Genomic DNA, 21327 nt, shown 5'->3' with positions numbered 1-21327 from the left:
AATCACAGTAAACATGTGATCAGAAATAGCGCAGGAAAAACGCTTGAGAACAAAGCAGGATTTTTAGATAAGTAGTTATTCTACAATTAAAAATTGCTAAGGAAGGTGCGAATAAGTCCCGTGCTTGCTCTGCGTGTGCTTAAAGTGGATAGATGCAAGGCACAGTTTGCAGCGAATGGCCCTAGTCCTTCGCAAGAACTGTAACGCAGCAAATACCGCTGTAAGCCTCGCCCTGCGGGGCTTTGATAGCAACACCATTTCGGCGTTATTCAACTTCAGCAGGCCTCGGCATGCTTGCTCTGCGTGTGCTTAAAGTGGATAGATGCAAGGCACAGTTTGCAGCGAATGGCCCTAGTCCTTCGCAAGAACTGTAACGCAGCAAATACCGCTGTAAGCCTCGCCCTGCGGGGCTTTGATAGCAACACCATTTCGGCGTTATTCAACTTCAGCAGGCCTCGGCATGCCCTCAGTTGAATGCCTTGAACTGTCGCTGCTATCAAAGCCAGAGCTGTGCGACGACTTGTTCGCACCTTCCCTAATACAGTTATCGAGCGTTTTAACAAGCTAGAATGATCAATTATTTATTACGATTGGTATAATTGGGCTAGCTTAAGTGGATGGATATCTCTGCCTAGGCAGAGATGCTGCCGCTGCGAGACCGGCTTGGCTCAGGCAGTTGACTGGGGTCGATAGACTCGCCCAGCGCCTGACCCTGACCTTGGTCGAAGCCCAGGCTGACCAGCTGCTGCCTGTGCAGATCCGTCTTAACCCCTTCCACAAACAGGGTCAGTTCGAGCGCCGATGTCGTTAGCTGATGCGCCTTGAGCAGCCTCTTCTGCTGCGGATTATTCAGATGACTGATATAGCTAGGGTCGAGCTTCAGGCCGCTCAAGGGCAGGAAGCTTAGGCTGCTCAGTGCGGTGTGGGCACTGCCGTAGGCGCAGAGGCCTATGTTTATTGACTGCTTGGCCAGGATGTCGAAGGCCTGAATGTGGCTGTCGCTGTCGGCGACAAAGGCCTTTTCGTTGAAGAAGACCCAGATATTGGCAGGCTTATAGTAGCTCTGCTTGATGCGATTCTTGAGCTTGCGCACCGCGTGCTTATGCTTGAGGTGCTGACTGGCGACTTTGATATGTAGCTGTACCTTGCCATCGACCTGCTGCATGACCTTGTCATAGTCGCTATTGAGCTGATCGAAGAGGTAGAGAGCCAGCTCCTTGGTCAGGTTGCAGTGTTCGGCAATGTTGCTTAGCTGGTCTTGCTTTATCTTCCCCAGTTGCTCGTGTTGCCAGTAGAGTCTGGGTTCCAGCGCGATAACCTCCTGAGTCGCCAATGCCATGACGGGGAAATATTGTAGTGCCAACGCCTTCTTGGCTATCGCCTCCCTCAGCTCTATCTCTAGGGTAATGTCGTGGCTCTGCTGGTGACTGGTATTGTGATCAAATATGACGAAGCAGCCCTTGCCGTTGGACTTGGCTTGATACATGGCGGCATCGGCGTCTTTTAAGAGCGATTCGCTGGTATCGCCACTGCTTTGGCCGCTGAAGGCGATGCCAATACTGGCGCCCGAGGTAAAGCTCTGATTCGATAGCTGGTAGGGCTCGCTCAGCTCGCCTAAGATGCGTTCGGCCACCTCGATGGCGTCGCTATTGGTATTGATGCTGTCCAGCAGTATGACAAACTCATCACCGCCGATCCGCCCTAAGGTGTCGTTGCTCCTGATGCAGAGGTTGAGGCGACGAGCGGTTTCGATTAGAAAGCGATCGCCCTGCAGGTGACCTAAGGTGTCGTTGATCAGCTTAAAGCGGTCGAGGTCGATAAACAGCAGGGCAAATCTGTCTCTGGCATGGCGCCTGACATGTTTGACCGCCTGTGCCAGGCGCTCCATAAACATGGCGCGATTGGGCAGGCCGGTTAAGGTGTCGTGGCTGGCATCATGTACCAGTTGTTGTTCGACCTTACGGCGCTGGGCGATCTCCTTCTCCAGGTCTTGGTTGAGCATCGCCAGGGCACGGGTACGCTGGGCGACTTTCTCTTCCAGCTGTTCGTAGCTCTGTTTCAGTGATTCCGCCGATAGCTTGCGCTCGATCGCCGCCGCGATATGTTGCGAGACGAAGGTGAGCAGATCCAGATCTTTCTCCTGATAGGTCTGCGAGGGCGTAAAGCTGTAGATGGTTAGCGCACCCTTGACTATGCCCTGAATAAATAACGGCACGCCGATCCACTGGTGTATGGTTTCGGCGTAGTTGAGCTGTGGTGCCTTGGCGTACAGTTGCTTGTTCTTGATCAGCGTCTTGATATCGCTGCCATCGAGCAGTAGGGGACGCTTATGCTTGAGGATAAATTCCGTCAGGCCATCGGCCAATGGGCGCCTCTGTGGCGCACCCACGTTGAGCTGAGAGACATAAAAGGGAAAATGTAGCTCGCGGCCATTGTCCTCGAGCAAGGCGATATAACAGTTGTTGGCCGGGAGCAGATGGCTGAGCACCCTGTGCAGCTCTCTGTAGAAGCTGTGGTGGTCTATGGTCGAGTTGGAGAGCTCGGCAATCTCAAACAGTGACTTTTGTAGGTTTTCCGCCCGTCGCCGCTCGGTCACCTCCTGCTTGAGCTTATCGTAGGCGACGCTCAGCTCCTTGGTCCTGTGCTCGATAGCGGCTTCCAGGTTGTGCTGGTACTGAACCCGCTCGATAACACCCGAGATATGCTGGCTGATGAAGGTCATCAGCTCAACTTCTATGTCGCCATAGGTGATGTTGGCATCATAGCTTTGTACCGCGATCACCCCTATGGTCTGATCGCTGCTGAAGATAGGTACGCCCAGCCACTGGTGGCAACTCGAGCCGCGACTGACGATTTCACCGCTGGCGAGCAGCTGTTCAAACTTATCATCATCACATAGCAGGGGCTTTTGGCTGCGCAGCACATAGCCAGTGAGTCCGCTGTTGAGGGTGGTAGAGAGTTCTTCGCTTGGGTAAAGCTGGCTTGGATGCTGATCTTTCTCATCGACAAAGAAAGGTACACCTAATTTGTTGGTTTCTCTGTCTGTGATGGCGATGAAGAAGTTGTCTGCGGGGAGGAGGCGATTGAGATTGGTCTGGATACCTGCGTAGAAGTCTTCGGCGCGCTCGACCCGAGCGGCAAGATTGGAGATATCCAATAGTGTATGTTGGACGATCTCAGAACGCTTGTACTTCCGAGCCAGGCTCTTTAAGCGAGATATCCTTTTGTATAAACGGCCAACTTCACGGGGTGAATGTTGGTCTGTTTTATCCCTAAACATGGTTCCGCCAATCACAAGTAATTATATTTTTTCGCTAGGATTTGGGGTAATGATTATAAATAGCATAAAAAAACACCAGCACCAAGTCATTATTTTGACGTCGTCAGCTTAATATCTCCTTAAATCTGCTAAAACTTGAGCAAACGCGTAAAAAAATATGTGTTTGCTATAGACGCGCAGTAAAATAATCCATACTATATGCGGCGCTAACAAGGCAGGCACCCATAGCTCAGCTGGATAGAGCGCACCCCTCCGGAGGGTGAGGCCGAGGGTTCGAATCCTTCTGGGTGCACCAGTTGGATGAGGGTCAAGTTAGCGTAAAGAAGTCAACATCAGTGGTGATTGTAGCTCAGTTGGTAGAGCCCCGGATTGTGATTCCGGTTGTCGTGGGTTCAAGTCCCATCAGTCACCCCACTTCTTCTTGCAACAGACTTCACGAGTCATTCCAATCGTTGATAAAGTGAAGTGAGGCGGCACCTCGTAAAATATCCATTGTTTCGGTGATTAGCGCAGTCCGGTAGCGCATCTGGTTTGGGACCAGAGGGTCAGAGGTTCGAATCCTCTATCACCGACCAGTTTCCAAGTGAGTGATGTTTTAAGATGTCATTTACTGATACAAAAAGATTTTCGGTGATTAGCGCAGTCCGGTAGCGCATCTGGTTTGGGACCAGAGGGTCAGAGGTTCGAATCCTCTATCACCGACCAATCATAGATAAGCCCCTCGAGCGATCGAGGGGCTTTTTCTTTGCCTGTCTTTTGTAAATAATACCAATCGTAATAAATAATTGATCATTCTAGCTTGTTAAAACGCTCGATAACTGTATTAGGGAAGGTGCGAACAAGTCGTCGCACAGCTCTGGCTTTGATAGCAGCGACAGTTCAAGGCATTCAAYTGAGGGCATGCCGAGGCCTGCTGAAGTTGAATAACGCCGAAATGGTGTTGCTATCAAAGCCCCGCAGGGCGAGGCTTACAGCGGTATTTGCTGCGTTACAGTTCTTGCGAAGGACTAGGGCCATTCGCTGCAAACTGTGCCTTGCATCTATCCACTTTAAGCACACGCAGAGCAAGCACGGGACTTATTCGCACCTTCCTTAGCAATTTTTAATTGTAGAATAACTACTTATCTAAAAATCCTGCTTTGTTCTCAACTCGCCGAGGCCTGCTGAAGTTGAATAACGCCGAAATGGTGTTGCTATCAAAGCCCCGCAGGGCGAGGCTTACAGCGGTATTTGCTGCGTTACAGTTCTTGCGAAGGACTAGGGCCATTCGCTGCAAACTGTGCCTTGCATCTATCCACTTTAAGCACACGCAGAGCAAGCACGGGACTTATTCGCACCTTCCTTAGCAATTTTTAATTGTAGAATAACTACTTATCTAAAAATCCTGCTTTGTTCTCAAACGTTTTTCCTGCGCTATTTCTGATCACATACTTACTGTGATTGGTATAAGGCCCTCTTTCTATTTATTAAGCCGATTATCGGGATAAAAAAAGCTGCCTTTTGGGCAGCTTTTTTCGTTACATCTCAACCCGAGTGGGCGGGTAGATATAGCCCATATAGGCGTTAGCCTTGAGCGGCTCGAAACGCGCCAATTGTGGCTGCTCCTGAATGCCTGTGACGATGATCTGGATATCCAGGCCTCTGGCGACGTTTACCAGGGCGCGGCACAGCTCGCTGTTGTGCTCGTTCTCGTCATAGTAGGCGAAGGACTGATCTAACTTGACGTAGCTAGGTCTGAGGTTCTGCAGGTAAGACATAGAGCCAAACTGACGACCGAAGTGATCGATGCCGAAGTGGGCGCCATTATCACGAATGATGTTACATAGGGCCTGACAGGCGTCGGGATCGCTATAGACGCCGGCCTCTGGAATATCAAACACGATACGCTGGGCCTGCTGCGTACTGCTCAGGAACTTGTTGAGCCATTTATGGAAACTGGTATCGCTCAGACTGTTGAAGGTCAGGTTGATGGCGATAGGCTCATCATTACGCTCCAGCAGACCATTTTCCACTATGGTTTCGATCAGGCATCTGTCCAGCATAGACCCCAGTGAGAGCAGCTCGACATAAGGCATAAACTGGCCCGCGTGGATCTCTTTATCGCCTATGGTGAGCTGACAATAGAGCTCACGCTGCACCACCTCATCCTTGTGGGTATGGTAGACCGGCTGCCATTTGAACTGGAACTGCTTGCTGCTGATGGCTGCGCTCAAATGCTCTCGCCACTGCTCACGGGTGTAAAGCTGTTTCTCGTTACTCTCGAACCAATGGAATACCTTGTTGTCGGCGATCGCCTTCTGCAATGCGTTATCTGTCTGCGCCAGAATGTCCGATACCGTCATGTTGTCGGTGCGCTGGGCGATACCTATGGCAAACTGCTCGTTAGGCTTACAGCCCGCCTTGGAGATCTCCTGATTCACGGTTCTGATCAGGGTATGCAGGTACTTACTGCTCTGCTCCTGTTCGGCACTGGTGATCAGGAAGGCAAACTCATAGGCGGCGATACGGGCGATGACGGAGGGGGCGATCTCGTCGAGTTGCTCCTGCATCTTCCCGGCCAGCAGGCGTATGGTTTCATCGCGAACCTGATAGCCATACTTGCTGTGCACCTCTTCGAGCCAGTCAAACTTGGCCATCATCAGCGAGCCATTATTAGGTTCATTCAACCAGCTGTTGAGGCGGCCCATCATATATTGTCGGTTTGGCAGCTTAGAGACTTGATCCACCAGGTTCTTCTTGCGCAGTTCTGTCACCTCTTCGTCCAGAGAGCTGAAGATCTGCTTGAGCTGGTGAGACATGCTGTTAAAGGCTTCGACCACGGATTTAAGCTCGGAGGTCTTGGGAATTGCCATGTCGGGGCCAAACTTGCGCTGGGCTATTTCGGTCGCATGCTCGGCAATCTCATGCAGTGGTCGCAGGATCCAGGTTAGTCCGAAGCGCGCCAGCATGATGGCGAGTAAAAACAGGATAGAGATGACTATGATGGCGTTGGTCAGGGTGCGCCATAGCTCGTTGTAACCAAAGCCAGGGTGGGCGGTGATCTCTAGCTTGGCCAGTTGGATCCAACCCGAGGTAATGGTGCTTTCGCGTTTAATGGTTTCGAAGAACCCCAGGTCGATAAACCATTGGGGGACACCCTCAATCTTAACGTCGTTTTCCCACACCTGTTGTTTGCCATCGACCAGCCAGGTGAGTTTCACCTGTTGGTAATAGCCGCCTTCGAAGATGACGTTGATCAGCGTCTCCGCGCCGACAATGTCACCCGCTTCCAGATCGGGAACCAGCATGATCCCCAGACTGTGGCTGGTGTTATTGAGATCGGACTCCATCTGCTTGGTCAGAAAGCTTTGTGTCTCTGTAAATTGTACATAAGCTAGGCTGATGACAACGACCAAGAACAGGCCAAAAAGCAGTGAGTATATCTGTCGAAACAGTGTCATTGTTTTCGCTACTCCAATCTTAACTTAGGCATTTTGAGTCGCTCAACACCTAATCTATTTTTGAGATCATTCCATTTTTCAAGGCGTCCCGATGAGCCTGCCAGCACACCGCGACCTTTTTCTTTGTTTAGCCACAACTGACGACCGTTAAAGCTGTATACGGGGATCAGATCTTGTCTCTGGGTGGCCGGTTTAATCTGTCTGTCCAGGTTATCCAACACCAAGGGGATGGAGCCGGGCGTTTCATAGTAGGCTAACACCATGTGGTACTGGTTGACCGAGGTGGCCTTGACCATGGTGATCCGCAGCTTGTCATCGGGAATGCCCAGCTGCAGTAGGGTGAAATATTTGGCGATGGAGAAATCTTCACAATCGCCACCATTCACCCCGATAAACTCCATCGGTGTGGCCCAGTAGTTACTGACGCCCCACAACTTGATGTCGTCCACAAACCTAAATAGATTGAAAAAGTTATTTACCTTGGTGATCTTCTCTTGTTCACTCAGCCCCTGCGATTCGTCCAGCACCTTAAACCAGGCGGCGACGCGCATGCCTGCGCGCTCACCGTATCGGGCTTCTAGGGTGGACTTAATGTAGTTGGCGTCGAGTGTTTGTGTCGGAGAAGCGTATAGGCAAGAAAACCCCAGGGCCGTTGCCACAACGCAAAGTTGGCAGACCCTTTGAAAGCGTTTTTGCCTGCCAATTTTGGCCTTCATCTTCTCCGACTATTTTTTATTTTACTTGTTCATCAACTGTGTAGATGTGCCACTTCATATCGGCTCTGGTGTCTTCACCCGTTACCTCTGCGATCACGCGGCGGTTACGTGTGTGTGCCATCTTGGTATGAGTAGGGTCTACCGGTCTGTCGTAGCTGTAGCCTATGGCGGTCAGACGGTCGTTGGCGATACCGAATCGCTCAGACAACAGCGAGGTTACGGCATCGGCGCGGTTTTGCGACAGCGTCAGGTTGTGCTCATAGCTACCCGTCTTACTGCAGTGGCCTTCGATGGTCACCTTAGTATTGGGGTACTGTCTCATGAAAGTCGCAACCATTTCTACCTGATCATAGTACTGGGGATCAATGTAGTAAGAGTCGTTGGCGAACAATATCTTAAGTTCTTGACGCTCATTGATCGGCTTAATCTTACCACAGCCGTAGTTATCAATGTTGGCACCGAGCACAGTATCGTTACAGCGTTCGCGAGCGACAATAACACCATCTTTATCTTTGTCGTTAAGATCGAATACCTGATTGGTTGGGGTATCCATGGTCACTATGTCGCGCGAGGCGCAGCCGCCCAGTAAGGCGACGCTAAGAATAATCAGTAAGGCTTTCATTATTTTACTCCCCCTTCGTATTCGCGCTCACCCTTCCAGACATCGGGGCGAGTCACACGAAGCGATTCCAGTAGTCTTCCTGTAGCGTTAAGGATGCGATATTCAGAGAGGATCTCGTCATATTCGGCATCGAGGTAATCCTTACGCGCTTCAAACAGTTCGTTTTCTGTATCCAGCAAATCCAATAAGGTGCGCTGTCCCAGGTTGAACTGTTGGCTATAGGCGACTTGAGTGTCTTTGGCTGCGATGACGTGATCGCGGATATAGAGCTTCTGTGGCTCTAGCATTTCATAGGCGTTCCAGGCCAGGTTGACCCCTTCGACCACCTGACGATAGGCACGCTGGCGAATCTCTTTCGCCTCACCTATCTTGTAGGCGGCTTCTTTCTCGCGGGCCAGATCTTTACCGCCGGCAAACAGGTTGTATTTTACCCTTACCATGGCGACAAGATCATTGTTGTGACCGCCGACATTCTGCTTAGCAACAATTGAGTAGCCGTCTTCACCGTCCAGGTTGTCATTCCAGTTGCCACCTAATTCCAGCGAGAGCTTAGGGTAGTAGTTGGACTGGGCCGATGAACGCTCGTTCTCTGCCGCCGAGATATCACTGGCGGCGGATTTCAGAATAGGATGGTTTTCCTGAGCAACCTTGAGGCCATCGGTGAGATTAGCAGGTAGCATGTCGTCATCGGGCACAGGCACAATCAGGTTTTCCGGCTCTTTCTCGACGATTCGAACAAACTGCGCCTTGGCATCAAAAAAGTTATTCTTTGCCGCGATCACGTTAGCGTTGGCGCGTGCGAGACGACCAGTGATTTGAGACAGGTCGGCAACTGAGCCCAAACCCGAATCGGTACGCTGCTTAATCTGATCATAAATGTCTTTGTGACTCTGCAAGTTTTTCTCTGCCAAAGTCAGTACTTGCTCACTGCGGATATAATTGACGTAGACTTTCGCCACATCCAGTGCGATATCTTCCGCCGCGGCAAACAGCGCCCATTGGTCGGCACTGGCTTCGAAGCTGAAACGATCTACTTCGCTTGAGGTGTAGAAACCATCGAATAGCATCTGCTTGATGCTAAAGCCGACTTCACCACGCATCAATTCGATGACGCCATCACTGTCGACATCCCCCTGGTTTTTACGGCGGCGCGTTGAAGGGCTGTTCGTCTGCTCCCAACCATAGCCACCACTGATATCTACGCTTGGCATGTAACCTGCGATTGCTTGATTGACTTGCTCTTCACGAGCCTTAAAGCGATTAAATGCGATGCGAATATCTGGATTGGTATCCAGCGTATGGGCTACAGCCTGTTCTAGCGTTTGGCTAGAGGCTGCCCCGGGTATCAACATCGCACTAATGGCGAGTGCCATGGCACTGCGCTTTAGTTGATGCGTGGTTTGCTTACTCATTTGGTAACCCCCCTGGTTATTGCTGTGAACTTAACGTTCACGTAGAGCAGTGTCTCTTGCTCTCAAAATTGGATTAAGTATGTACTCTAGAACGGATCTTTGCCCAGTGATGACATCTACCGTGGTTAGCATGCCAGGTATGATGGGCATCTGGGTGCCGTCGTCTTTCGTCAAACTTGATAGTTCAGTTCTAACCCTTACAAGATAGAAACTGTTTCCTTCTTCGTCCTGTGTTGTATCGGCACTGATGTGCTCCACAACGCCATTGAGGCCACCGTAACGCGTGAAATCGTAGGCGGTAACTTTAACAACGGCGGGTAAGCCAGGATGTAAAAATGCGATATCTTTCGGAATGATCTTGGTTTCGATAAGTAGCTGATCTTCCGATGGCACTATCTCTATGATGTCGATGCCAGGCTGTACAACACCACCTAAGGTGTTGATATGGACTGTTTTGATCGTGCCGTTTACCGGCGAGACGATCTCGGCCTTGCTCACCTTATCGCGCGCGCCCACCTGGGCTTCGTTGACGCGCGACAAACGTGTCTGCATCTCGTTGAGCTGGGTACGGGCCTCTGCGGCGTAGACGAACACGGCTTCGCGGCGTTTCAGTATCGCCTCATCCTGTGACGCCTTGACTTTGGGCCTGAGTAGCCTGAGGGAGCTGAGTTCGCCGCGAATGTCATTAACGTTGCGTTCCAGCTTGAGCAGCTCGACTTCTGGCACAATTCCCTTGTCGGCTAGCGGACGGGTAAGCTCAAGTTCCCTGGTCACCAGCTGGAAGCTGGTTGTCAGGGTATTGATCTTAGAGGCCAGCTCTTCGGTTTCCTGCTGCTTCTGTTGGATCTGGCGCGCCAGGATCTCCAGCTGGTTGCTCAGGTTGTCCAGCCTGCCCGAGTATTCGTCGCGCTGACGCTGTATCAGGTCGTGTTCGCTTTCGATTAACTCAGCTGGGAACTGTAGTGGCTGCTTGGCTATTTTCACCTGCTCGCGCCAGTCGGCGGCCACATCTGAAATGGTGATGCTGTTGAGCTCGGCGCGCAGACGAATAACGTTGGCCTGCAGGCTGTAGACCTCCTGCTCCTGCTGGGCGAAGTCTGAGCGAAAACGGGTATCGTCTATGTGCACCAGGGGCTGGCCCTTGGTGACCGTCATGCCCTCACGGACATACAGCTCTTTCATGATGCCGCCGTCAAGGCTCTGAATCACCTGTACCTGAGACGAGGGGATCACCTTGCCTGTGCCTGTCGTGACCCGATCCAGCTCGGCAAAATAGGCCCACACCAGGAAGCTAAAGGCGAGGGCGGTCAGGGCCCAGATGATCAGCCTGTGACTGGTGGGTGCATCTGTCATCATGGCGCCGTAGACGTCATCGACCATCTCGAGATCTTGGGTAGTTAAGTGCTTACTCACTCTTCGGCCCTCCCGATAGCAGTCCCTTGGCGAGCTGATTGAGTACCTGCTCTTTCGGGCCATCGGCCACCAGGTGGCCGCGATCTAAGACTATGATACGGTCAACCAGATTCAGCAGGTGCATCTTGTGGGTGATCAGCAGCAGGGTGCGCTCCTTGGAGACATTCTTCATGGCGCGAATAAATTGCTTTTCGGCGCGCGCATCTAGGCTAGCGGTCGGTTCATCCATTAAGAGTACTGGCGGATCGTTTAGGGTCGCTCGAGCTAACGCTATGGTTTGGCGTTGACCGCGAGAAAGAGACTGACCGCCTTCGCCGACCTGTTGATCTAAGCCTTCGGTCTCGATATCGGTAAACTGGTTGACGCCCGACAACTGCACCGCACGGATCAGCTGATGTTCGGTGACCTGTCGGGTACCGAAGAGTATGTTGTCGCGAATAGTGCCGTGGAATAGGGTGATGTCCTGAGGCAGGTAACCGAAGTTTCTACGTAGGTCGGTTGGGTGGATCTGCGCCGAATCCAGGCCGTCGTAGCGCAAACTGCCCTTGGTGGGTTGGTAGAGGCCGACTAATAACTTGGCCAGGGTACTCTTGCCCGAACCGTTGCGACCTATGATGGCGATGCGTTCACCCGGTGCAATCGACAGGGACATCGGGTGCAGTACGGGGCGCTCCGAGCCAGGGTAATTAAAGCTGACGTGGTCGGCGTTTATCTGGCCCTTGAGACGCTGTTTGCTGACCAGATGGCCCTTATTCTCAAATTCATCTTCCTGGGTCATGATCTGATCCAGCTGCCTAAGCGCGCTGGCGGTATGGTTGCCTCGGGTCATCAGGCCGGCCAGCTGCGCCATGGGTGAGATGGCCCGGCTCGACAGGATCACCGCGGCGATAATGCCGCCCATTGAGATATCGTTATCGGCGACGCGATATACCCCTAAAATCACCACGCAGACCACGGAGAGTTGTACGGTGAAGTTGGCAACGTTAGTGACCGAGGTGGAGATCTTCTTCACCTTCAGCTGCCAGTTAGCGGTGTGGCCAATCATCTGCTGCCAGCTTTTCTGCACTAGGCCTTCGGCGCCGCTGGATTTTATCGACTCGATAGAGGCCAGAGACTCGATCAGGTGGCCATGTTTCAGGCCAGAGAACTTGTTGCTCTCTTCGATAGCCGCCTTGAGGCGCGGCTGCATGATCAGGGTATAGGCAATGATAATGATGCCGCCTATCACAGGGATGATGGCCAGATCGCCGGCAACAATATAGATGATCAGCATGAAGAACAGTGCAAACGGCAGATCGACCAGGGTGGTGATGGTCGCCGAGGTTAAGATCTCGCGTATGCTGTCAAATTCGCCCAACTGGCGTGCCATGCCGCCGATACTGGGGGAGCGTTTCTCTAAGGGGATGCCGATGGCCTTAGCGAAAAGCCTCGATGACACTATGATGTCGACCTTCTTGCCCGCCACATCGATCAGGTAGGCCCTGAGCTGGCGCATGACCAGATCGAAGATGTAGGCGATGCCAGCACCTATGGCGAGTACCCATAGGGACTCGAAGGCGAGGTTAGGCACCACCTTGTCATAGACATTCATGATAAACAGTGGCGATACCAAGGCGAACAGGTTTACCAGCACAGAGGCGATTAAGGCGTCTCGGTAGATGGGCGCCGAATCTTTCAGGGTCTGGATAAGCCAGTGGGTACGACTGTCGTGCAGATGCACATCCAGTCCCATGTCGCCACGGTACTGTTGTTTAACGAGAAACAGATACCCGACGTACATGGCTTCGAGCGCTTCTATGCTGAGCACTTCTTCGCCGCCGGTTTCCGGCAACTGAATCACAGCCCTGTCTTTGTCTATGTCGATTTCTCGTAGCAGACAGGCATTCTTATCTTTTAGCAGCAAGATACAAGGCAGGAGGATCGGGGAGATCTGATCCAGCCCTTTACGAGTCAGCTTGGCCGCCAACCCGGCTCGGCTTGCTGCCTGAGGGACAAGTTCGGGTGTCAAAATACTCCCGGACAGCGGTAGTCCAGCGGCTAATGACTCGCTGGAACAGGGGCTGCCAAAGTATTCTGTCAATAACACTAAACTGTCTAACAAGGGATCGACAGTCACTCTTTGGGAGGCTGAAACTGTCCATTGTTCAGTTTTTGGAGACGCTGAAGCTTGCACCTTAAAAGCTTATCCTTAAGATTTTATTATAAAATTATCGTAGAACAATTATAGAAGTAATACTAAAACATCACCAAAGTAAAAATGACACCAATTAGCCGAAACTAGTTGGTGCCATTCATTACTGACCTTGATTAAGGTACTAGATGCTGGATCTGTCCATCATCGTCTTGGGTCGTCGGTACGGCAAAGCTCGAAGCAGCCTGGTTCACGTCGGCGTTGTCTACGATCAACGCCCCATTACCGTCTGATCCGAGTAGACCGTTGATGATTTGACCATCGGTTGTCCCCAGGTGGCTCAGGTCGACACCATCGAGCACTATGGTCTGATCCACATGACCATCGTTATTGGCATCAATTTCGATGGTAGTTGAACCGTTATCAACGGTGAAGTGCAGGTAGTCTTCCAAGTTACCGCCGTTTTCGCCCTGGAGCAGATCGCTTAGATCCAGCTTGTCCTGGTTGATATCGAAATCGGTAATGTGGTCGGTACCCGTATCACCTTGCTGCCACACGAAAGTATCGGCTTCGTTATCGGCCTTACCTGTGCCACCGGTTAGGGTGTCATCGCCCAGGCCACCGATGAGAATATCTTCGCCGGCACCGCCGATCAGCATGTCGCTGCCCTGGCCGCCTAGCAGCATATCATCGCCACTGCCGCCGTGAAGCTCGTCATCACCGCCTTGACCGAAGAGGATATCATCCCCTTGGTTGCCGGCAAGAATGTCGTCGCCGTCGTGGTTGCGTGAGGTGTCGAATAGGGCTGGATTGGCCTCTACGAACTCGTGAACATCTTGGATAGTAACAGTTGAAGCGTCTTCACCTAGCTGCAATGCCACATATTTTTGCAGTGCTGCATAGCCCTGACCCTCGATTCCATCAAACTGCACGAGATCGCCAAAGACGATGTCATTACCTTCACCAGCATTAACTGTGTCATCACCTTGAAGCAACATCTCCTTAGAACCTAAGATAATGCTCGCCAGGTCACTCACATTGATATTGGTGGCTACGTTACCATCAGAGTCATAAGGGGTAAGTTTATTCAGGCTAATACCGCTGCCTATGCCGATGGCTTCGACATTAGAGAGTGTGTTAAGCACTTGGAAGGCCGCCAATGCTTCAGACTCTGCATCGGGATAAACATACTTACCATTGACATAATCGTAATAGTAGTTTCCAGAAGTGATATTCGCGACATAGTAGTCGCCATTTTCATCGACTCTCATGCTACCGGTCTGATAATGCTTCCATGAACCATCGTCTCTGTACCAGTAGTTAATGTTACCGTATTCATCGACAATAACCTTGCCATTGTGTTTAAGCTCTTCGCCAGGAACATACTGATCCAATAGTTCTCCCAGTGTTCTGTCCCTGTCATTGCCGAAAGTATTATAAACCCACACATCTTCAGGATCGGCATCAACGTTGTAGTTGTTGGTTTCACCGTCTGTGATGAAGTAGGTGAGGTTTGTGCCTGTGTTCGATACGGCTGAGCCATTAGTAAACCAATCTATAACCGTCTCAAATGCCGCCTCGTAGTTGGTTCGGCCATCATCGTCGATGGTATTTAGTGCAGCAGTCAGTTTAGTAATGGCATCGGCGTCAGCAAGATCGACAGCAATATTGGCTTTGGTGCCGCTATCAAAATCTACTAATAAGATGTTGACGGTTCCCGATGTTGCGTTTCCAACACTTGCTTTAAGTGTATTAAACACTTCTAGTAACTGCTCTTTTGCTGTGTCAACTCTTGTCGAGCCCATGCTAGCTGACGAATCTAGGATGAAGGCGATATTGTAGTTTTCGCCCTGTACTACCTGTATGCCAGTTGTGTCACTGATAATGACATCATTATCTTCGCCACCATTGATCACGTTGTCGCCATCTGTACCGTTGTCATAGTGGTAGTTTCTCAGCGAAACATCCAGCATAGTCTGGCTAGAGGCGCTATCAAAGTTGCTTTGCTCAACTGAGCTTGCCTTAATGGTCAAGGTGAATTCCAGATCGCCATTGTAGCTATTGTCCGCCTTGATGCTGAGGTTGCCCAATTGGTTAACGCTGACGGTCCAGCTGCCATCGGCGTTGAGAGTACCGGCGGATAACGAGACGCCACTTGGGACACCTTGAATGGTAACGTCTGTCAGTGACTCACTACCATCTCTGTCGACGAGTGCCACGTTTATATCCAGGGCTACTTCGCCTTGGACTACGTCACCTGTACTTGCGCTCAGTATCGGAGCATCGGCGACAGCTACGACATTCAGATCGAGAATAGCCGTGTCACCTGTATTGGTGAGATACTCAATCTGTGGCAGCGTACCGCTCCAATGCTGATTTGGGTCGAACGTAAAGCGACCATCTGCGTGGATACTCAGTTTGCCTTCGGTAAGGTTAATGATGCTGCCATCTGCCTGATATGTCTTTCCTGATAGCTTAAAGCTAACGATAGATAGCTCGTCGTCAGGATCGATGTCATTCGTGAGTAGATTGCCTGAAAGGTCATGGTCTTCTGTTCCGCGAACACTATCATTTACCGCTTCTGCATAGTCACTGACAGAGACAGTGATAGTGGAAACAGCCTTCTGCCCCAGAGCATCGACGCCAACAATGTTGATACCGGTAATTACTAGATTCTCGCTAGAAACATTATGTGGGAAAGAGGCCAGCAGTTCGGCAGTAACGCTAACGCTTCCCTCTTCGCCACTTTCGATACGATTACCATTCAGGGTCAGGCGGATAGCCTCTTTACCCATGAAGGTACCTATGAGTTGTCCGTTCTCGTTAAATGACCAGCTTATCTTGGCATTGACACCAGAGACTTGGATATCATCTGTATCGCCAAACTGGAATGCCGTAATCGACTCGCTACCAGACTTGAAGCGCAGCGTCTGTAAGTCGGACTCGGTGCCATCTTTGTATAGGTCGCCCTCGCTTAAGGTGGAGATTGCATTGGCAGTCAGCGCTGTTGGTGCCGTAGTTGTGCTGCCAGGTGCATCAAGGTCAATATGGATAGAATCTGTAGAGGTATCGCCATCGCTGTCGGTAACATTGACTGTGAAGTCGAGATCCACATCGACAGTTGAGCTGACGATATTTTCTGCCGACGTACCAGTAAACTGGAAGTTGACATGCCCCCCTTGCGCACTGGTGGACACTTCGATATAGCTAATTTCGCCAAGGTTCCCAATGGTTTGTCCGCTAGTGACATCACCTTCACCAAGCAGATTACCATTGGCATCGTAGGCCTTGTAATGGATATAGGTAGCGTCGTTGCTAAAGTTGATCGAAGCGGAGGAGACATCATTGGCGTAATCGATGATCAATGCTTCACCTGGATTGACCCAGGCATTTGCAACACCAAAACCATTGGTGTTGCCGTTTACGGTACTCGCAATGCTGCCCGATGTAGACGTTAGGGTGAATGCAATATCACTCGGATTCGTTACATCATTAATATCATTATAAATTGTACCATCGGCCATCACATAGGCTGCAGGCGTGTTACCGCCTTTACCACCACTCATATTGGCTACAGTCACTGTGCTGAGTTCATCGATGGCATGCTTCAGATCTAGCTGGTAGCTATCGCTATTCGGATCGATAGATAGGGTAAATATCACCGATTGCGCACCGTTGCCTGAATCGTAAGCCGAAGGTGTGCCACTGGTATCCGAATAGGCAATGAGTATGTCTGGATTAGCTGGATCGACATAGTAGAACACGGTCAAACCACCGGCGGTAATGCCTGAGTCGGAGAAGGTTCCCCCGCCCGAAATATTGCCTGAGAGGTCTGCACTAAAGTCTTGATCTGCGCCATCGACATTGATAACGCCATCATAGATACCTGCGGCATTGTCACCGGCAAGGTCTTGCGCATCAAGTGTCACGCCATCATCGATAACCTTCACAGATACTGTGCCTGTAGCAGTATCATTTGCGGCATCAGTCGCCACGACTGTAATGCCGTTGATGATTAGTTCATCGACACTGGTGCCATGGGGTAAGTTGTCTAGCAGAGTCACTGAGACGGTAACAGTTCCTGTCTCACCTGAGCTGATGTTGCTACCCGACAGGCTAAGTTGAAGTACAGCATTGCCATCGATTTTGCCTATCAGGTTACCCGAGCTATCTAGGCTCCAGCTAATGTTTGCATCAAGGCCGCTGACATTGATATCGCCAATATTGCCGAAGGCAAAACCTGTTACATCGTAAGCACCTGCAGTGAAGCTCAAGCCAGCGCTATCGCTGTCGGTCGCAGTACCTTTAGTGTTGGCGTCATCGACTGTAAGGTCAACATTGTTTCCGCCGTCGACACCTGGGGTGACTGTGATAGTCAGGGTCGCCGTCTCACCCGTGTTGGTAGTGTAAGTGACAACCGGTACGCTGCCGTTCCAATCCTGGTTTGGCGTGAAGCTGTAGCTACCATTGCTGTTGACCACCAGTACGCCGCCCGCCAGGGTGACGCTGTCACCGGCATTGAAGCTCTCTTGTGAGCCGTTGCCGTCGGTGTCGAGGGTGAAGCTGACCACGCTGGTGTTGCCGGCCTCATCGTTGCTCAGCACGTTGCCGCTGGCAACCGTGTCTTCGGCCACAGTGATCGTATCGTTGGCTACATCGGTGTTGTCTGGCGTGACCGTAATGGTCAGGTCAGGNGTTTGAAGCTGTAGCTACCATTGCTGTTGACCACCAGTACGCCGCCCGCCAGGGTGACGCTGTCACCGGCATTGAAGCTCTCTTGTGAGCCGTTGCCGTCGGTGTCGAGGGTGAAGCTGACCACGCTGGTGTTGCCGGCCTCATCGTTGCTCAGCACGTTGCCGCTGGCAACCGTGTCTTCGGCCACAGTGATCGTATCGTTGGCTACATCGGTGTTGTCTGGCGTGACCGTAATGGTCAGGGTCGCCGTCTCACCCGTGTTGGTAGTGTAAGTGACAACCGGTACGCTGCCGTTCCAATCTTGGTTTGGCGTGAAGCTGTAGCTACCATTGCTGTTGACCACCAGTACGCCGCCCGCCAGGGTGACGCTGTCACCGGCATTGAAGCTCTCTTGTGAGCCGTTGCCGTCGGTGTCGAGGGTGAAGCTGACCACGCTGGTGTTGCCGGCCTCATCGTTGCTCAGCACGTTGCCGCTGGCAACCGTGTCTTCGGCCACAGTGATCGTATCGTTGGCTACATCGGTGTTGTCTGGCGTGACCGTAATGGTCAGGTGTTTGGCGTGAAGCTGTAGCTACCATTGCTGTTGACCACCAGTACGCCGCCCGCCAGGGTGACGCTGTCACCGGCATTGAAGCTCTCTTGTGAGCCGTTGCCGTCGGTGTCGAGGGTGAAGCTGACCACGCTGGTGTTGCCGGCCTCATCGTTGCTCAGCACGTTGCCGCTGGCAACCGTGTCTTCGGCCACAGTGATCGTATCGTTGGCTACATCGGTGTTGTCTGGCGTGACCGTAATGGTCAGGGTTGAGGTGTCGGTGCTTGAGCCATCGGTCAGCACATAAGTGATCACCGGTACCGGCCCGTTGTAGTTCGCGGCCGGGGTAAAGCTGTAGCTGCCGTTCGCATTGAGGGTAAAGCTGCCCACACCATTGATGGTGACCGCCTGGCCCAGGGTGAAYGGGCCATCAACGCCGTCGATGCTGAAGCTCTGCACGCTCAGCTCGCCATCGACGCTGCTGCCATCAATCACATTACCTGTGGTGGCGCCGCTGTCTTCATCGACATTGATCGCTTCGTTTTCATCGGTGAAGTTGTCGTTCACCGGATCAACCGTGATGGTCAGGGTCGAGGTGTCGGTGCTTGAGCCATCGGTCAGCACATAAGTGATCACCGGTACCGGCCCGTTGTAGTTCGCGGCCGGGGTAAAGCTGTAGCTGCCGTTCGCATTGAGGGTAAAGCTGCCCACACCATTGATGGTGACCGCCTGCCCCAGGGTGAATGGGCCATCAACGCCATCGATGCTGAAGCTCTGCACGCTCAGCTCGCCATCGACGCTGCTGCCATCAATCACATTACCTGTGGTGGCGCCGCTGTCTTCATCGACATTGATCGCTTCGTTTTCATCGGTGAAGTTGTCGTTCACCGGATCAACCGTGATGGTCAGGGTCGAGGTGTCGGTGCTTGAGCCATCGGTCAGCACATAAGTGATCACCGGTACCGGCCCGTTGTAGTTMGCGGCCGGGGTAAAGCATGCTGAAGCTCTGCACGCTCAGCTCGCCATCGACGCTGCTGCCATCAATCACATTACCTGTGGTGGCGCCGCTGTCTTCATCGACATTGATCGCTTCGTTTTCATCGGTGAAGTTGTCGTTCACCGGATCAACCGTGATGGTCAGGGTCGAGGTGTCGGTGCTTGAGCCATCGGTCAGCACATAGGTGATCACCGGTACCGGCCCGTTGTAGTTMGCGGCCGGGGTAAAGCTGTAGCTGCCGTTCGCATTGAGGGTAAAGCTGCCCACACCATTGATGGTGACCGCCTGMCCCAGGGTGAATGGGCCATCAACGCCGTCGATGCTGAAGCTCTGCACGCTCAGCTCGCCATCGACGCTGCTGCCATCAATCACATTACCTGTGGTGGCGCCGCTGTCTTCGTCGACGTTAATGACTTCGTTGTTGTCGGTGAAGTTGTCGTTCACCGGATCAACCGTGATGGTCAGGGTCGAGGTGTCGGTGCTTGAGCCATCGGTCAGCACATAAGTGATCACCGGTACCGGCCCGTTGTAGTTCTGGGCCATCAACGCCGTCGATGCTGAAGCTCTGCACGCTCAGCTCGCCATCGACGCTGCTGCCATCAATCACATTACCTGTGGTGGCGCCGCTGTCTTCGTCGACGTTAATGACTTCGTTGTTGTCGGTGAAGTTGTCGTTCACCGGATCAACCGTGATGGTCAGGGTCGAGGTGTCGGTGCTTGAGCCATCGGTCAGCACATAAGTGATCACCGGTACCGGCCCGTTGTAGTTMGCGGCCGGGGTAAAGCTGTAGCTGCCGTTCGCATTGAGGGTAAAGCTGCCCACACCATTGATGGTGACCGCCTGCCCCAGGGTGAATGGGTCATCAACGCCGTCGATGCTGAAGCTCTGCACGCTCAGCTCGCCATCGACGCTGCTGCCATCAATCACATTACCTGTGGTGGCGCCGCTGTCTTCGTCGACGTTAATGACTTCGTTGTTGTCGGTGAAGTTGTCGTTCACCGGGGTGACATTAATGGTCAGGGTCGCGCTTTCACCGGTATTGGTGGTGTAGGTGATGACCGGCACACTGCCGTTCCAGTTGTCGTTTGGCGTAAAGGTGTAAGAGCCATCGGCGTTGATCACCAGGCTGCCACCTTCTAGCTCGACGGTGGTGCCAGCATTGACGGTTTGACCGTCGACGCTGAAGCTGACCACAGACAGTTCGCTGTCGATATCGCTGTCGTTATCGAGCACGTTGCCGCTTGCGACGGTGTCTTCTGCCACGGTGTTGCTGTCGTTAGCCAGTACAGAAGGGTCATCTACTGGGGTGACATTAATGGTCAGGGTCGCACTTTCACCGGTATTGGTGGTGTAGGTGATGACCGGCACACTGCCGTTCCAGTTGTCGTTTGGCGTGAAGGTGTAAGAGCCATCGGCGTTGATGACCAGGCTGCCACCTTCTAGCTCGACGGTGGTGCCGGCATTGACGGTTTGACCGTCGACGCTGAAGCTGACCACAGATAATTCGGTATCGAAATCAAGATCATTATCTAAAACGTTGCCAGTTGCGACTTCATCTTCTGCGATAGTATTAGTGTCATTAGCGGTAATGGTAGGGGCGTCATCACTACTAACGGTAAACGCTTGAACTGTAGGCTGTTCTACAGAGAATCCAGATGTAGTATATCCGGCGCCAGCGATTGTTTGGGCGCCAGTTCTGCTAACGGAGATAAAGCCTGAGTCACCTTCACTGGTGGCAGTATTACCCGCGGCGGTTTCTGGTAATTCGGCTGTTGGATCTTCTCCTGATGCGATCAGTGCTTGAAGTTGTTCAATTTCATTTAATGCATCAGCTTCAACAGCCGAAGTATCATTGAGACTTTGACTTGTAAAAGAAGTGCCGTCTGCAAACTCAAGCTCTAAATCAGCCTGCTCAGCAATGAGAATCGTGCTTCCTTCGGGAATCACTTCACCGATAGTTACTGCTTTTTGCTCGGTTTCTGTGACCAAAGAAACCTTCCCTTTTACATCTATAACTTGTCCATTTTTGGTGGTAACTATCGATTTCATACCTGCCCCCGCAGAATTAAATGACACAACTTGATTTTAA

At 52.0% G+C, this 21327-nt stretch carries 12 protein-coding genes and 4 tRNA genes; 4 read left to right on the top strand and 12 right to left on the bottom strand.

The window, feature by feature from the left end; translation table 11 throughout:
* Positions 1-631: 631 nt before the first annotated feature.
* Complete coding sequence (locus tag L1D47_RS05960; protein WP_239883005.1) at positions 632-3280, bottom strand: diguanylate cyclase; 2649 nt, start codon at positions 3278-3280, stop codon at positions 632-634.
* A 218-nt stretch (positions 3281-3498) separates the two neighbouring features.
* Here L1D47_RS05960 and L1D47_RS05955 point away from each other — a divergent pair.
* The 4 genes from L1D47_RS05955 (at position 3499) to L1D47_RS05940 (ending at position 3985) form a co-directional block, all read left to right on the top strand.
* A tRNA-Arg gene (locus L1D47_RS05955) sits at positions 3499-3575 on the top strand.
* A gap of 43 nt (positions 3576-3618) precedes the next feature.
* A tRNA-His gene (locus L1D47_RS05950) sits at positions 3619-3694 on the top strand.
* A gap of 84 nt (positions 3695-3778) precedes the next feature.
* Positions 3779-3855: transfer RNA gene (locus tag L1D47_RS05945), tRNA-Pro, on the top strand.
* A gap of 53 nt (positions 3856-3908) precedes the next feature.
* Positions 3909-3985 (top strand) — tRNA-Pro (locus tag L1D47_RS05940).
* 812 nt (positions 3986-4797) lie between these two features.
* Here L1D47_RS05940 and L1D47_RS05935 read toward each other — a convergent pair.
* The 11 genes from L1D47_RS05935 to L1D47_RS05885 form a co-directional block, all read right to left on the bottom strand.
* Complete coding sequence (locus tag L1D47_RS05935; protein WP_239883004.1) at positions 4798-6720, bottom strand: EAL domain-containing protein; 1923 nt, start codon at positions 6718-6720, stop codon at positions 4798-4800.
* 8 nt (positions 6721-6728) lie between these two features.
* On the bottom strand, positions 6729-7436 hold the full coding sequence (locus tag L1D47_RS05930; protein WP_041511855.1) for a transglutaminase-like cysteine peptidase: 708 nt from the start codon (positions 7434-7436) through the stop codon (positions 6729-6731).
* A gap of 16 nt (positions 7437-7452) precedes the next feature.
* Positions 7453-8058, bottom strand: a complete 606-nt coding sequence (locus L1D47_RS05925) for an OmpA family protein (protein ID WP_239852996.1) — start codon at positions 8056-8058, stop codon at positions 7453-7455.
* The gene (locus tag L1D47_RS05920) at positions 8058-9470 is read right to left on the bottom strand and encodes a TolC family outer membrane protein (protein WP_239882993.1); all 1413 of its coding nucleotides are present in this window, start codon (positions 9468-9470) and stop codon (positions 8058-8060) included. Before L1D47_RS05920 ends, L1D47_RS05925 begins: the two co-directional genes overlap by 1 nt.
* Before the next feature lie 30 nt (positions 9471-9500).
* The gene (locus L1D47_RS05915) at positions 9501-10883 is read right to left on the bottom strand and encodes an HlyD family type I secretion periplasmic adaptor subunit (protein WP_239882982.1); all 1383 of its coding nucleotides are present in this window, start codon (positions 10881-10883) and stop codon (positions 9501-9503) included.
* Positions 10876-13056: a type I secretion system permease/ATPase gene (locus L1D47_RS05910; RefSeq protein WP_239852991.1), complete on the bottom strand. Its 2181-nt coding sequence runs from the start codon at positions 13054-13056 to the stop codon at positions 10876-10878. The genes L1D47_RS05915 and L1D47_RS05910 overlap by 8 nt, the downstream gene beginning before the upstream one ends.
* 134 nt (positions 13057-13190) lie before the next feature.
* Positions 13191-17648 carry a type I secretion C-terminal target domain-containing protein gene (locus L1D47_RS05905; protein ID WP_239882980.1) on the bottom strand — a complete coding sequence of 1486 codons (4458 nt, stop codon included), beginning with the start codon at positions 17646-17648 and terminating at the stop codon, positions 13191-13193.
* Between the two features lie 50 nt (positions 17649-17698).
* The gene (locus L1D47_RS05900) at positions 17699-18205 is read right to left on the bottom strand and encodes an Ig-like domain-containing protein (RefSeq protein ID WP_239882978.1); all 507 of its coding nucleotides are present in this window, start codon (positions 18203-18205) and stop codon (positions 17699-17701) included.
* A 50-nt stretch (positions 18206-18255) separates the two neighbouring features.
* Positions 18256-19197 (bottom strand): Ig-like domain-containing protein, encoded by a 942-nt coding sequence (locus tag L1D47_RS05895; RefSeq protein ID WP_239882974.1) that lies wholly within the window; start codon positions 19195-19197, stop codon positions 18256-18258.
* A complete protein-coding gene (locus L1D47_RS05890; RefSeq protein WP_239882969.1) occupies positions 19133-19780 on the bottom strand; it encodes an Ig-like domain-containing protein in 648 nt (215 codons plus the stop codon). The genes L1D47_RS05895 and L1D47_RS05890 overlap by 65 nt, the downstream gene beginning before the upstream one ends.
* On the bottom strand, positions 19686-21287 hold the full coding sequence (locus L1D47_RS05885; protein WP_275661390.1) for a retention module-containing protein: 1602 nt from the start codon (positions 21285-21287) through the stop codon (positions 19686-19688). The genes L1D47_RS05890 and L1D47_RS05885 overlap by 95 nt, the downstream gene beginning before the upstream one ends.
* Between the last annotated feature and the right edge of the window lie 40 nt (positions 21288-21327).

The organism is Shewanella sp. Isolate7, assembly GCF_022398425.1.
Classification (GTDB): domain Bacteria; phylum Pseudomonadota; class Gammaproteobacteria; order Enterobacterales; family Shewanellaceae; genus Shewanella.
Note: the sequence above shows the minus strand (reverse complement) of the source record. Positions and strands in the feature narration are given on the sequence as shown.

Excerpts from the sequence above, each read along its gene's own strand:
- L1D47_RS05930 (WP_041511855.1), bottom strand. The coding sequence starts at position 7,436 with ATGAAGGCCAAAATTGGCAGGCAAAAACGCTTTCAAAGGGTCTGCCAA.
- L1D47_RS05925 (WP_239852996.1), bottom strand. The coding sequence starts at position 8,058 with ATGAAAGCCTTACTGATTATTCTTAGCGTCGCCTTACTGGGCGGCTGC.
- L1D47_RS05960 (WP_239883005.1), bottom strand. The coding sequence starts at position 3,280 with ATGTTTAGGGATAAAACAGACCAACATTCACCCCGTGAAGTTGGCCGT.
- L1D47_RS05935 (WP_239883004.1), bottom strand. The coding sequence starts at position 6,720 with ATGACACTGTTTCGACAGATATACTCACTGCTTTTTGGCCTGTTCTTG.
- L1D47_RS05920 (WP_239882993.1), bottom strand. The coding sequence starts at position 9,470 with ATGAGTAAGCAAACCACGCATCAACTAAAGCGCAGTGCCATGGCACTC.